Origin of the sequence: Streptomyces sp. NPDC005435, assembly GCF_040703155.1 — a bacterium.
GTDB lineage: Bacteria > Actinomycetota > Actinomycetes > Streptomycetales > Streptomycetaceae > Streptomyces.
The window spans coordinates 277,026-290,732 of the sequence record NZ_JBEXEQ010000007.1 but is presented as its reverse complement, the minus strand read 5'-3'; the positions used below and the strand labels follow the sequence as shown (position 1 = coordinate 290,732).

Here is a 13,707-nt window from a genome sequence, read left to right as displayed (position 1 = left end):
GCCGATGCTCCGCATCGACTCCCTCCTCCGCCTTGCGACGCACGGCACCAGACGCCGCTCCCTGATCCGGCCTGATCGACGAGACACCCCCTAGAGTGCGCCCGCGCGGGTTCCTGGCCGGTGGACCCGCTCGACACGGTCGTCGTACCACCGGCCGGCACCACCGGCCCGGCGGCGCGGCGTACGCGATCCGCTACGAGTGCGCCGACACGGGCGGGGCCTCGGCGAAGGCTTCGAAAACGCGCGCGCACCACGGCGGTTGCGCCAGCGGTTCGCCGCGGAAGGCGTCGTCCGGGGCAAGGGGCGGATACACCGGGGCGCCCTGGGAGAGCCGGATCCGATCACCCATGTCAGAGGCGGCCACCCCGGTCCATGACGGCGGAAAGGGCGGCTCGGAGTGTGGGGAACCGCTGCCGAAGTAGCCGAAGGAGTGTGGGAGTCCCACCTCTCCTCGCCCCGGGACCGTTCCTAGAGTGGCCCACGGCAGGCGGCGCGGCGGATGCTGCGTCGAGCAGGCACCCATGGATTTGGATCGCGTCCATTGACACCTACCGTGCTTCCTGAAGGCCCGCATCTCCCCGAAGGCGCCATGGACGGCCTGATGCAGCCACGGCCGCTCACCGTCGCCCACATCCTGGAGCGCGCCGAACGGCTCTACGCGCACAAGCAAGTCGCCACGGCGGGCGCCGAGTTGCTCACGTACGCCGAGGTGGCCGACCACGCCCGGCGGCTCGCCACCGCGCTGACGTCGCTCGGCGTCCCGGCCGGTGCCCGGGTCGGCACGTTCGCGGGCAACAGCCGCCGGCACCTGGAGATCTATCTCGCGGTGCCGGCCACCAAGCGGGTGCTGCACACCCTCAACATCCGCCTCTCGGCCGCGCATCTCGAATACATCGTCGACCACGCCGAGGACGACGTGATCTTCGTCGAGCGAGGGCTGCTCCCCAGGATCTGGCCGAGCGCAGGCAGGCTGCCACGGGTGCGGTACTGGGTGGTGCTGCCCGACGGCAGCGACACGGCCGTCCCGGAGGACCCCCGCGTCCTGGACTACGACCAACTCGTCCTGGACGCAGAGCCGTTCGCGGGCTCCTTCGAGGAGACCTTCACACTCGCGGACGAGAACCTGGCCTCCGGGCTGTGCTACACCTCCGGGACGACGGGCCCGCCCAAGGGCGTCCTCTACAGCCACCGCTCGACGGTGCTGCACTGCCTCGGGACGCTCGCCGCCGGCTTCGTCGGGATCGGCGAGAGCGATGTCGTGATGCCGATCGTGCCCTTCTTCCACGCCAACGCCTGGGGGCTCCCCTACAGCGCGATGATGACGGGCGCCTCCCTCGTCCTGCCCGGCAGCTCCGCGGATCCGGTGCATCTGCTGCAGCTGATGGAAGCCGAGCGGGTGACGGTCGCCGGTGCCGTGCCCACGGTGTGGACGAGCCTGCTTCCCGAGCTGCGCGCCTTCGACCTGAGCGCCACCCGGTTCCTGCTCGGCGGCGGCTCGGCCGTCCCCCCGGCCCTGTCCGAGGCCTACCGCGCCGCCATCGGCGTACCCATCACCCACTCGTGGGGGATGACGGAGGTCAGCCCGGTCGGGGCCATCGGGGGCACGCGCACCCAGCACGAGGAGGCGACCGAGGAGGAGCGGGTGGCCGTGCGCGCCGCCCAGGGCCAGCCCCTGCCGCTGGTGAACCTGCGGATCGTCGACGTCGGGACACGCCGTCAACTGCCGTGCGACGGAAGGACGGTGGGCGAGCTGGAGGTCGCGGGGCCGTGGGTGGCGGGCGGCTACTTCCGGGTGGACGGGGGCGACAGCTTCACCGACGACGGCTGGCTGCGCACCGGCGACCTGGCCACCCTCGACCCCCACGGCTATCTGCGGATCGTGGACCGGATGAAGGACCTGATCAAGTCCGGCGGCGAGTGGATATCGTCGGTCGAGCTGGAAGCCGCCATCGCCTCGCACCCCGACGTCGTCGAGGTCGCCGTGATCGCCCGCCCCGACCCGCGCTGGACGGAGCGCCCGGTCGCCTACGTCGTCACCCGCGAGGGCGCCGCCGTCACCGCCGAAGCGCTGCTGCGGCACCTCACGCCCATGGTCGCCAAGTGGTGGCTCCCCGACGAGTTCGTCCTCGTCGGCAGCTTGCCCAGGACGGGCACCGGCAAGCTCTCGAAGAGCGCGCTGCGGGACTCCGTGCGCGACGCCTGAGCGGGGATCACACCGGGGTGTCCGTGAGCGCCCGGAGCCGGTGCAGCCGGAGCCCGAGCCGCAGTTCGAGGCCGTCCTCGTGACGCCAGTCGAGACCGAGGACGCCGCCGGCCCGGTCCAGCCGTTTGACCAGCGTGTTGACGTGCACGTACAACGCCCGGGCCGTCGCCGCGACGTTGGCGTGGTGGTCGTAGTACGCGCCGAGCGTGCCGACGAGGTCGGTACCGCGGCGGCGGTCGTAGTCGAGGAGCGGGCCGAGGGAGTCGGAGACGAACCGGTCGAGCTCATGGGCCCGTTCGGTGTCGAAGACCAGGGCGTAGAGGGCGTACCGGCCCGTCGTGGCGCCCAGATCGGTGTGCCCGAGCGCCCGCACCACGGCGGCGCAGCGGGCGGCCAGGGAGAAGGCGCGTGACCAGTCGTGCCGGGCCACCCGCTCTCCGACGACGATCACGGGGGCGCCGAGCGCGCGGCGCAGGCGCCGGTGGACCTCCTCGACGGTGCGCTCGTCCTCGGCGCCGTGGAGGATCAGCGTGGCCCGGCCCAGATGCTCGCCCGCCAGTGCGGAGCCGTCCCGTGCGATCTCGTGGAGGTGACGCAGGAGCTCCGCCGGCGACATCGAGGGGCAGTCCGCGACGAGGACCAGGTCCAGACGTTCGGGGTCGATGCCCCGGGCCCGGGCACGGGCGCGCTGGGCGGGGCCGATCCCGGGGCCGCCCACCATGAGTTCGGTCAGCAGCTCCCCGCTCAGCCGCTCGCCGGCCTCCGCCACGGCCCGCTCCTTGAGGGTGAGCAGCCCCAGGATGTGGGTGGCCCGCTCCAGGGTCCGCAGGTCCGTGTCGTCCGGGTCGCCCCGGCCGGCGGGCGCCTCCCGGCTCCACACCAGCGCGCCGAGGCGCTGGTCGCCCGCCTGGACGGACGCCACGCTGTGGAGGGTGCCGCCGGCGCCGGCCGAGGTCGCGCAGCGGCCCGAGCGGCGCGCGTCCTCGACGGCGTCGGCCAGTTCGGTACCCGGCGGGGTACGGCACGGGTCCGACGCCGCGTCGCGGCGGACGACAGTGGTGCCGGACGGGCCGAGGAGCGTGACGCTGCCGCCGAGCCGGTCGGCCAGGAGCTGCGCGACATCGCCCGGGGCGCCGCCCGCCAGCACCACACCGGTCAGGGCCTCGTGGATCTCCTGGGCCCGCCGCATCACGGCCACGTGCTCCTCGATCCGCCCGTACGCGGTCCGCAGTTCCCGCAGGGCGGTCCGGCTCGCCTCGTAGAGACGGGCGTTGTCGAGGGCGACCGCGGCGTGGTCGGCGAACGCGCTGAGCAGCGCGGCCTCGTCGGCCTGGAAGGAGCGCTCGCGGCGGTCCCCGGCGAACAGGGCGCCCACCGCCTCGCCCCGGATGACCAGCGGCACACCGAGGAGCGCGACCAGCCCCTCGTCGGCGACCAGACGGTCGAAGTCCGCATCGTGCTCGATCAGCGTCGCGGCCGCGTAGTCCCGCACCCAGTGCGGGCTCTGCGAGTCCAGCACTTTGCCGCCGAGCCCCACACCGGCCGGGATGCCCGCCGCGAGGAACGAGGCGGAGACCGTCCCCTCCGACGCCCTGGCCGACAGCCTGCCGTCCGCGCCGACCAGCGAGAGGTAGGTGAAGTCGGTGCTGATCAGATCGTGCGCGTGGTGGACGATCGACCGCAGGACGTCGTCCAGTTCACCCAGCGCGGTGAGGGACTTGGCCGTCGCGTACAACGACGCCAGTTCGCGCTGCCGGCGTACGAGCGAGAACGACTCCGCGTCGCCCATGGGTTCGCTGACCACAGTGTCGTCCCCCTACACATCGGGTGGGAGAAAGCCCCACCGGATCGGTGCGAGGTGTGGGTGACGTACACCTCAACCACAGCGTAACGGCGCCTTAATCTCACCGTCATCACCTCTGCGCGCTGTCGACGAAGGCGAGGAAGAGGTCATCGTGAGGAGAACATCCGCAAGAGGCAGAGCGGTTCGCCGGTTCGGCGTACTGGCGTCCATGGTCCTGCTGGTGAGCGGGTCCCAGGTGCTCGGGGCCGGGGCGGCCACCGCGACGAGCCCGCCCCACGCCGCTCACCCGGCGACGGTGCCCGGGTGCGCCGGGCTGGCCGGCATGGAGATCCCGGCCTCGGTCATGAGCCTGCCGACCGACGGAGGCCGCGTCGCGTCGGTCCAGGTCAGGACCGGCGTCGTCAGCGGCGAGACGGTCGCGTACTGCCAGGCCGACGCCGACATCCTTCCCGTCGATCCGTCCGCGCCCGCCATCAAGATGCGCGTGGCGCTGCCCTACGGCTGGAACGGCAAAGCCCTGATGTTCGGCGGGGGCGGCTACAACGGCACCGTTCCGGACCTGACGGGCAACGTGCCGTTCGGCCCCACGGACCAGCCGGCCCCCCTGGCCCGGCGGTACGCCACCTTCGCCAGCGACTCCGGACACCAGCAGAGCCCCACCGCCCCTCCGTCACTGGACGGTTCGTTCGGCATGAACGACGAGGCCCTGAGCAACTTCGCCGCCGGTGACGCGCTCAAGAAGACCCGCGACGCGAGCCTGTTCCTCATCCGGCACGCCTACGGGTCCAGCCCCGCCGAGGTCTACTTCGCGGGAGGCTCGACGGGCGGCCGGGAAGCGCTCAACGTCGCCCAGCGGTGGCCGACCGCGTTCGACGGCGTCATCTCCGCGTTCCCCGCCTGGAACAACCTCAGCGAGATCCTGTTCCTGGGACGCCTGGTGCAGGCCCTGGCCCGCCCCGGCGGTTTCCCCGGCCCCGAGAAACAGACACTCCTCTACGACAGCGTGCTCCGGGCGTGCGACGGGCTGGACGGCGTCCGCGACGGCATCGTCTCCCACCCGGACGGCTGCCACTTCGACCCCCGCACGCTGCGCTGCCCGCACGGCACCGACACGGGCCCCGCCTGCCTCTCGGACGCCCAGCTCAGGTCGGTCACCGCCATGTCCACACCGTTCGGCTGGCCGTACCGGATCGCCAGCGGCGAAACCGGCTACCCCGGCTTCCCGTTCCTCGCCGGGGCGGACATGCGGACCCCGTTCCTCGGCTTCGGCACCACCGCGCCGGCCGATCCGATGCCGGTGACGAGCGGCTACGGGATGCAGTTCTGGGACCAGTGGGTCAAGTACTTTCTGACCCGGGACCCCCGGCACAACTCCCTCGACGTCGATCCCCGGCATCCGGGCAAGTGGCTCGCGCGGATCAGCGAATTGTCCACGATCGAGGACCGCAACAACACGGACCTGGGCCCGTTCGCCCGCGCCGGCGGCAAGCTGATCCTCCTCCACGGCGCGGCGGACGAACTCGTCGCCCCGCGTGCGACGACCGACTACTACCAGCGGGTCCGCGCCACCCTGGGCGCCGGGCGGACCCACTCGTTCCTGCGGTACTACGTCGTGGCCGGGGCGAACCACGCCAACTTCGGCACCCCCGCGTTCGCCGCCGCCACCGACTCGCTCTCCGCGCTGGAGCGCTGGACCGAGCGGGGCGAACCGCCCGCGAACCCGGTCGTGTCCGACACCCTCCACCACCGCACGCGGCCGCTGTGCGCGTACCCGGGCTGGCCCCGGTACCGCGCCGGCGATCCCGACCGGGCGTCGAGTTTCGTGTGCGCGAGCTGAGGGGTACCCGTTCGGTCCGGGGCGCGGCAGGGTGGTTCTAGGTCCTGTCGTCACATTCCCGTCGTCGCCCGGAGGGCGGCCTCGCGGCGCCTGGTGCGTGCTCTCGGCGTGCCGGGCGGAAGTCCTCGTACTGGGCGTACGTGGGCTTTCGCCCGGTGCGGCGAGAGTGCGTGCCAGGCGTCGCGAGGCAGACGGGAATGTGACGACAGGACCTAGGCTTCCGACGGTGAACTCTCCCACGCGTACGGCGTCTTTCTTCCGAGGTGGCACGGGCGGTGCCGTGACAGCGGTGGCCGCCCTCCTCGCCCTGGCCACGGGCTGCGGCCCGGACAACAGCGGCCCGGCAGGCGGCTCCACGAGCACCACGGGCACGGAAAGCACCATGAGTTCCGCGAGGCGGCCGGTGAGCCACCCGGTGGAGGACACCAGCATCAGCGCCCGGCCGGGCGAGCGCTTCACGCTCACCGTCGACCAGAACGCCTCCACCCGCGAGTACTGGTATCTGGTCGGCCCCGGGCCCGACCGCTCGGTGCTGGCCGACCGAGGCCGGGCGTACGCGCCGGACCCCGGCGGCGGGACGGCATCCGGCGCCGGCCGCCGGCTCATCTTCACCTTCGAGGCCAGGGGCAGCGGGACCACCCGGTTCACGCTGCTGCACTGCACGTTCACCACCTGCCGGGGCAACACCGCGACGAGACCCCCCGCGCCGACCGCGGCCCCGGCCACCCCGGACCCGGGCGAGACCACGCCCTCCGGGAGCCCCGAGCGCATCACCTACACCGTCACCGTGCGCTGAGCGGCACACCCGGCACACCCCGTCCCGGTCAACGCCCGGGAAACGGCTACCGGTTCGCGAGCTGCGGGCGGTCCCGGCGGGCGTCGTGCAGCACCGAGCCCCACCAGAGCAGCTGATCGAGCATGGCGCGGGCGGCGTCCTCGGGGCCCTTGGGGTCGCGGAGCGTGCCGTCGGGGGCGAAGAGGAGGTAGTAGCCGGGGAAGGCGACGTAGTCACGCACCGTGTGGGCGTGCAACTCGTTGAAGACCTGCCGCAGTTGCTCGATCGCCAGCAGACCGCCGCTGAGACCGCTGTAGCCGACGAAGCCGATCGGCTTGGCCTTCCACTGGGTGTAGTGCCAGTCGATGGCCGCCTTGAGGGAGGCCGGGAAGCTGCGGTTGTAGTCGGGCGTCACGATGACGACCGCGTCGGCGGCGTCGAGCCGCCGGGTCAGTTCGGCCATGCCCTCGGGCCGGGGCAGATCGGGCTGCAGGGCCGGCGGGGTGGGCGGCAGCGCGAGCGGGAGGTCGATGTCCGCCAGGTCGATCAGGTCGACGGTGAACTGGTCGTGGCGCTTGGCCTGTTCGACGAACCAGTCCGCCACCACCGGACCGAATCGGCCCTCCCGGACACTGCCGACGATCACTGCCAGATTCAGTCGTGTATCGGACATGGGTGTGCTTCTCCTGAGGCCGGACCGACGGGACGTGCTCCACGGTGCCGGGCGGGCGGCGGACGAGGGAGACCGGGCGGAGGGTGGTAGTGGCAGGGCCACCATCCGGCGCGGCGGGCGGTGTTACGTTCGTCGGATGAGCGACAACGAGCTCGGCCTGTTCCTGCGGCTGCGCCGGGAGGCCGTCACCCCGGCCGAGGTGGGACTGCCCTCGGGGCCGCGCCGCCGTACACCGGGACTGCGCCGCGCGGAACTGGCGACGCTCGCCGGAGTGAGTGTCGAGTACGTCACCCGGCTGGAACAGGGCCGCGACCGCAGGCCCTCGGTGCAGGTCCTGGCGGCCCTGGCGGACGTGCTGCTGCTCAGCCCCGGTGAGCGGGTCCATCTGCACCGGCTCGCCAAGGGCGCCGACCCCGGCTTCAGCTGCCGGGGCGCTGCGGGACCGAGCCGGGCGGTCAGGCCCACCGTACGGGCCCTGCTGGAGCGGCTGGAACCGGCGCCCGCCGTGCTGGTGAACCGGCTGAGCGAGATCCTGGCCTGCACCGACGGATACCGGCGGCTGGCCGAACCGCTCGGACTGCTGGACGGTGTCCAACCCTGCCTAGCCCGCTTCGTCTTCACCGATCCGCGGGCGCGCGCCGTCTACCCCGACTGGGACACGGTCGCCGACGAGCAGGTGGCGGCCCTCAAGCAGGGCCCCGGCCAGACCGACGCCCATGTCGGCGCGCTGGTGGACGAGTTGACGCTGTCCTGCGGGGAACCGTTCACCGGCCGGCTGCGCACCCTGCCGGGGCTGCCCCGGGCGAACGGGGTGGTGCGCATGGTCCACCCGCAGGCGGGAGAGGTACGGCTCGCGTACGAAACGCTCGGCCTGCCCGCCGAAGACGACCAGCAGCTCGTCGTCCACCTCCCCGCCGACGACGCGAGCGCCGCCGCCCTCGACCGCCTCGCCGGCCGTCGCCCCGGCGCCCTGCGGGCGGTCTGAACGGGCGAGCCCGCCCTCAACAAGCCGATTTCAGGGGCCAGTTGACTGGCTCCTGCTCGTGCGCGCCGACCGCCTCCGCATCCCGCCGCGACCGGCCGAACCCACACGCGCACGACGCTCGTCTGACGTTCCCCTGGCGTTGCCGCCCGTTCCTGCGCAACCCGTGTACAAGATGACGCACTCCTGAACAGGCGCGCCTTGATCGGGCCATGGGCGACCCAAGAGCCTTGAAGCCGGGAACCGGGGCGCCGCCCCCGTTCCCACCGCCGGCCCCCCGACACCGGACTGGTCCCCGCACGTCCCCGCCCGGCAGGCCCGTACCCAAGGAGTGTCACGTATGCACAGCACCCTGATCGTCGCCCGTATGGCGCCCGAGGCCGGCACCGACGTGGCGCGGCTGTTCCGCGCGTTCGACGCGACCGAGATGCCGCACCGGATGGGCACACGGCGCCGTCAGCTCTTCTCGTACCAGGGACTGTACTTCCACCTCCAGGACTTCGACACCGCCGACGGAGGAGCGCGGATCCAACAGGCCCGCACCGACCCCCGGTTCATCGGCATCAGCGACGACCTGAAGCCCTTCATCGAGGCCTACGACCCCGCCACCTGGCGTTCCCCCGCCGACGCCATGGCCTCCCGCTTCTACTCCTGGGAGGCCTCCGCATGACGGCACGCCGCGTGGCCGTCACCGGCGTGGAGGTCCTCGCGCCCGGCGGAATCGGCACCAAGGACTTCTGGAACCTGCTCAGCGAGGGCCGGACGGCGACCCGGGGCATCACCTTCTTCGACCCCGCGCCGTTCCGCTCCCGGGTGGCCGCCGAGATCGACTTCGACCCCTACGCCCACGGACTGACCCCGCAGGAGGTCCGGCGGATGGACCGGGCCGCCCAGTTCGCCGTGGTCGCGGCACGCGGCGCGGTCGAGGACAGCGGAATCGACCTGACGGCGCTGGACCCCCACCGGGTCGGCGTCACGGTCGGCAGTGCCGTCGGCGCGACGACCGGACTCGACGCGGAGTACCGGGTCGTGAGCGACGGCGGCCGGCTCGACCTGGTAGACCACACCTACGCCGTGCCCCATCTGTACGACCACTTCGTCCCCAGCTCCTTCGCCGCGGAGGTGGCCTGGGCCGTCGGGGCGGAGGGGCCGGGCACCGTGGTGTCCACCGGATGCACCTCGGGCATCGACTCCGTGGGCCACGCCGCCGAACTGATCCGCGAGGGCTCGGCGGACGTGATGGTGGCCGGCTCGTCGGACGCGCCGATCTCCCCCATCACCATGGCCTGCTTCGACGCCATCAAGGCCACCACCCCCCGCTCCGACGACCCGGCCACCGCCTCGCGCCCCTTCGACAACACCCGCAATGGTTTCGTACTGGGGGAGGGCGCCGCCGTCTTCGTCCTGGAGGAACTGGAGAGCGCGCGCCGCCGGGGCGCCCACGTCTACGCCGAGATCGCCGGCTACGCGACCCGCAGCAACGCCTACCACATGACGGGTCTGCGCCCCGACGGCGCCGAGATGGCCGAGGCGATCCGCGTCGCCCTGGACGAGGCCCGGATCAACCCGGAGGACGTCGACTACGTCAACGCCCATGGTTCGGGCACCCGGCAGAACGACCGGCACGAGACCGCCGCCTTCAAGCGCAGCCTCGGCGACCACGCCCGCCGCACCCCGGTCAGCTCCATCAAGTCGATGATCGGGCACTCGCTGGGCGCGATCGGCTCCCTGGAGATCGCCGCCTCGGTCCTGGCCATGGAGTACGACGTGGTGCCGCCCACGGCCAACCTGCACACCCCCGACCCGGAGTGCGACCTCGACTACGTCCCCCTGTACGCCCGGGACCAGCTGACCGACGTGGTGCTCACGGTGGGCAGCGGCTTCGGCGGCTTCCAGAGCGCGATGGTGCTCGCCGAGCCGGGACGGAGGCGGACATGAGCGGCACCGCGGTGGTCACCGGTCTGGGTGTCGCCTCCCCCAACGGGCTGGGCGCGCCCGCCTATTGGGCGGCGACCCTGGCCGGCCGCAGCGGCATCGGCCGGATCACCCGCTTCGACCCGGCCCGGTATCCGGCCCGGCTGGCCGGGGAGATCGGCGACTTCGTGGCCGAGGACCATCTGCCGGGCCGGCTGATCCCGCAGACCGACCGGATGACCCGGATCGCCCTGGCCGCCACCGACTGGGCACTGGCAGACGCGGACGTACGCCCCGACGAACTGCCCGCGTTCGACATGGGCGTGGTCACGGCCAGCGCCTCCGGAGGCTTCGAGTTCGGCCAGAACGAACTGCGCAAACTGTGGAGCCAGGGCAGCCAGTACGTGTCCGCGTACCAGTCCTTCGCCTGGTTCTACGCCGTCAACAGCGGCCAGATCTCCATCCGCAACGGCATGAAGGGGCCCAGCGGCGTGGTCGTCGGCGACCAGGCCGGCGGCATCGACGCCCTCGCGCAGGCCCGCCGGCAGATCCGCCGGGGCACCCGGCTCGTCGTCTCCGGCGCGGTGGACGCCTCCCTGTGCCCGTGGGGCTGGGTCGCCCAGCTGGCCGGCGGCGCGCTGAGCACCGGCGAGGACCCCGCCCGGGCCTACCTGCCCTTCGACCGTCAGGCGCGCGGGCACGTACCGGGGGAGGGAGGTGCCCTCCTCGTCCTGGAGGAGGCGGCGGCGGCACGCGCCCGGGGCGCGCACGTCTACGGCGAGATCGCCGGGTACGGCGCCACCCTCGACCCGAAACCGGGCTCGGGACGACCGCCCGGACTGCGCAAGGCCGTGGAGATCGCCCTCGCGGACGCGGACGTGGACACCGCCGACGTGGACGTGGTCTTCGCGGACGCGGCCGGCGACCCGGACCTCGACCGCGCGGAGGCGGACGCCCTCACCGCCCTCTTCGGCCCCCGGGGCGTCCCCGTGACCGCCCCGAAGACCATGACCGGACGCCTGTACTCCGGCGGGGCCCCGCTCGACGTGGCCGCCGCCCTGCTCGCCCTCCGGGACGGCGTCGTCCCGCCCACCGTCCACAGCGACCCGGCCCCGGAATACGGCCTCGACCTCGTCCTGGACCGGCCGCGCCCGCTGCCCGTGCGCACCGCCCTGGTGCTGGCCCGGGGGCGCGGCGGCTTCAACTCCGCCCTGGTGGTGCGCCGGGCCGCCGGGTAGCGGCACCGGCTCACCGTCCCCTCCTCATCCCGCGTTGTCCGTTTCCACCCCGCGAAAGGACCCTCCGTGGCCACCGACGTTTTCACCCCCGACGCGCTCAAGCGCATCCTCCTGGAGGCCGCCGGCGCCGACGAGACCGTCGACCTGGACGGCGACGTCCTCGACACCGACTTCACCGACCTGGGCTACGAGTCCCTGGCCCTGCTGGAGACGGTCGGCCGGATCGAGCGGGAGTACGGCGTCTCGCTCGACGACGACGTGCTCGCCGAGGCCCCCACCCCCCGAGCCCTGATCGACCTCGTCAACGAGCGGCTGTCGGCCGCCCGGGCCGCCTGAAGGGGGAGCACCGTGCCGACCGAGACACCCGAGATATCCGAGACATCCGAGGCGCCCGAGATACCCGGGACGCCCGCCACGGCCGCGCCGGTCGCGCTCGTGACCGGCGGGACCAGCGGCATCGGGCTGGCGGTGGTCCGGCTGCTGGCCGCCGGCGGGCACCGCGTGTTCCTCGCGGCCCGAGACGCCGACCGGGTCGCCGCGACCGTGAAGGAACTGACCGCCGAGAAACTGGAGGTGGACGGCACGGCCTGTGACGTACGGGACCCGGCCGCCGTGGAACACCTCGTCCGGGCCGCCGTCGACCGCTTCGGCACCATCGACGTCCTCGTCAACAACGCGGGCCGGTCCGGTGGCGGTGTCACCGCCGACATCGGGGACGAGCTGTGGGCGGACGTCCTCGACACCAATCTCACCAGCGTCTTCCGGGTGACCCGGGAGGTGCTCAACACCGGGGGACTGCGGCACAAGTCCCGCGGCCGGATCATCAACATCGCCTCCACCGCCGGAAAGCAGGGCGTGGTCCTGGGCGCCCCCTACTCCGCCTCCAAGCACGGCGTGGTCGGCTTCACCAAGGCGCTGGGCAACGAACTCGCGCCCACCGGCATCACCGTCAACGCGGTGTGCCCCGGATACGTCGAGACACCGATGGCCCAGCGGGTGCGCCAGGGGTACGCCGCCGCCTACGACACCACCGAGGAACAGATCCTGGAGAAGTTCCGGGCGAAGATCCCGCTCGGCCGCTACTCCACCCCCGAGGAAGTGGCCGGACTGGTGGGCTACCTGGTCTCGGACACCGCCGCCTCCATCACCGCGCAGGCGCTCAACGTCTGCGGCGGGCTCGGCAACTTCTGACCGCGCGGCGGGACTGCCGCCGTACCTGTCGCCCGCCGTACCCGCCGTACCCGTCGTACCCGTTGTACCCGTCACCCGTCGCGTCCGCCGTACCCGCCGAGCTCCGCCGCCCCACCGCATCCGTCGAGGAGACACCGCCATGACCACCCGCGAGGTCGAGCACGAGATCACCGTCGGGGCCCCCGCTCCCGCCGTCTACCGGCTGCTGGCCGACGTCGCCCAGTGGCCGCGCATCTTCCCGCCCACGCTCCACGTCGACCAGGTGGAGCGCGCCGGGGCCGAAGAGCGCATCCGTATCTGGGCGACCGCGGGAGACGGGGCGAAGAACTGGACCTCCCGCCGCGTCCTCGACCCGGACGCGCTGCGCATCACCTTCCGCCAGGAGGTCACCGCCGCGCCGGTGGCCGCGATGGGCGGCACCTGGATCGTCGAGCCGGTCCCGGACGGCACCGCCCGGGTACGGCTGCTGCACGACTACCGCGCCGTCGACGACGACCCCGACTCCCTCGCCTGGATCGACCGCGCCGTGGACCACAACAGCCGTGCCGAACTGGCCGCGCTCAAGGACAACCTCGAACGCGCACACAAGGCTGAGGAGTTGACCTTCTCCTTCACCGACAGCGTCACCGTCGCCGGCGCCGCCGAGGACGTGTACGACTTCGTCAACGACGCGGGGCGGTGGCCCGAGCGGCTGCCGCACGTCGCCGCCGTCCAGCTGACCGAGGACACCCCCGGGCTCCAGACCCTGGAGATGGACACCCGCGCCAAGGACGGCTCCACGCACACCACCAAGTCGTACCGGGTGACCTTCCCGCACCACCGCATCGCCTACAAGCAGGTCACCCTGCCGGCCCTGCTGACCCTGCACACCGGGCTCTGGACCTTCGAGGAGACCCCGGCGGGCACCGTCGCGTCCTCCCGGCACACCGTGACCCTGAACCCGGACAACCTGGCCGTGCTCGGTCCGGACGCCACCGTCGCCGACGCCCGCGCCTACGTCCACGGCGCGCTGAGCACCAACAGCCTCGCCACCCTCGGCCACGCGCGCGCCTACGCCGAGGAGCGCGCCCACGCCGAAGGGAAGGCCTGA

12 protein-coding genes are annotated in these 13,707 nt (G+C 72.8%); 10 read left to right on the top strand and 2 right to left on the bottom strand.

Features of this window, described 5'->3' with window-relative positions:
• Positions 1-601: 601 nt before the first annotated feature.
• The gene (locus tag AB0898_RS11750; RefSeq protein ID WP_366802706.1) at positions 602-2,203 is read left to right on the top strand and encodes a long-chain fatty acid--CoA ligase; all 1,602 of its coding nucleotides are present in this window, start codon (positions 602-604) and stop codon (positions 2,201-2,203) included.
• 7 nt (positions 2,204-2,210) lie between these two features.
• On the opposite strand, the gene AB0898_RS11745 is transcribed toward AB0898_RS11750, so the two are convergent.
• Positions 2,211-4,007 carry a helix-turn-helix domain-containing protein gene (locus tag AB0898_RS11745; RefSeq protein WP_366802705.1) on the bottom strand — a complete coding sequence of 599 codons (1,797 nt, stop codon included), beginning with the start codon at positions 4,005-4,007 and terminating at the stop codon, positions 2,211-2,213.
• Between the two features lie 220 nt (positions 4,008-4,227).
• On the opposite strand from AB0898_RS11745, the gene AB0898_RS11740 reads away from it, so the two are divergent.
• Together AB0898_RS11740 and AB0898_RS11735 are read left to right on the top strand one after the other, a co-directional pair.
• Positions 4,228-5,844, top strand: coding sequence for a tannase/feruloyl esterase family alpha/beta hydrolase (locus AB0898_RS11740; protein ID WP_366802704.1), 1,617 nt, complete (start codon positions 4,228-4,230; stop codon positions 5,842-5,844).
• A gap of 382 nt (positions 5,845-6,226) precedes the next feature.
• On the top strand, positions 6,227-6,640 hold the full coding sequence (locus AB0898_RS11735; RefSeq protein WP_366802703.1) for a protease inhibitor I42 family protein: 414 nt from the start codon (positions 6,227-6,229) through the stop codon (positions 6,638-6,640).
• 46 nt (positions 6,641-6,686) lie between these two features.
• Here AB0898_RS11735 and AB0898_RS11730 read toward each other — a convergent pair whose 3' ends face one another.
• The gene (locus tag AB0898_RS11730) at positions 6,687-7,292 is read right to left on the bottom strand and encodes an NAD(P)H-dependent oxidoreductase (RefSeq protein WP_366802702.1); all 606 of its coding nucleotides are present in this window, start codon (positions 7,290-7,292) and stop codon (positions 6,687-6,689) included.
• Between the two features lie 136 nt (positions 7,293-7,428).
• Between AB0898_RS11730 and AB0898_RS11725 the strand changes: the two genes are divergently transcribed.
• The 7 genes from AB0898_RS11725 (at position 7,429) to AB0898_RS11695 (ending at position 13,707) form a co-directional block, all read left to right on the top strand.
• Complete coding sequence (locus tag AB0898_RS11725) at positions 7,429-8,277, top strand: helix-turn-helix domain-containing protein (protein WP_366802701.1); 849 nt, start codon at positions 7,429-7,431, stop codon at positions 8,275-8,277.
• Between the two features lie 337 nt (positions 8,278-8,614).
• Positions 8,615-8,944 carry a TcmI family type II polyketide cyclase gene (locus AB0898_RS11720; protein WP_366802700.1) on the top strand — a complete coding sequence of 110 codons (330 nt, stop codon included), beginning with the start codon at positions 8,615-8,617 and terminating at the stop codon, positions 8,942-8,944.
• Positions 8,941-10,212 (top strand): beta-ketoacyl-[acyl-carrier-protein] synthase family protein, encoded by a 1,272-nt coding sequence (locus tag AB0898_RS11715; protein ID WP_366802699.1) that lies wholly within the window; start codon positions 8,941-8,943, stop codon positions 10,210-10,212. Before AB0898_RS11720 ends, AB0898_RS11715 begins: the two co-directional genes overlap by 4 nt.
• The gene (locus AB0898_RS11710) at positions 10,209-11,426 is read left to right on the top strand and encodes a ketosynthase chain-length factor (protein WP_366802698.1); all 1,218 of its coding nucleotides are present in this window, start codon (positions 10,209-10,211) and stop codon (positions 11,424-11,426) included. The genes AB0898_RS11715 and AB0898_RS11710 overlap by 4 nt, the downstream gene beginning before the upstream one ends.
• A gap of 66 nt (positions 11,427-11,492) precedes the next feature.
• On the top strand, positions 11,493-11,762 hold the full coding sequence (locus AB0898_RS11705) for an acyl carrier protein (protein ID WP_366802697.1): 270 nt from the start codon (positions 11,493-11,495) through the stop codon (positions 11,760-11,762).
• 60 nt (positions 11,763-11,822) lie between these two features.
• Positions 11,823-12,617, top strand: coding sequence for a 3-oxoacyl-ACP reductase FabG (gene fabG / locus AB0898_RS11700; RefSeq protein WP_366802719.1), 795 nt, complete (start codon positions 11,823-11,825; stop codon positions 12,615-12,617).
• A gap of 139 nt (positions 12,618-12,756) precedes the next feature.
• Positions 12,757-13,707 carry an aromatase/cyclase gene (locus AB0898_RS11695; protein WP_366802696.1) on the top strand — a complete coding sequence of 317 codons (951 nt, stop codon included), beginning with the start codon at positions 12,757-12,759 and terminating at the stop codon, positions 13,705-13,707.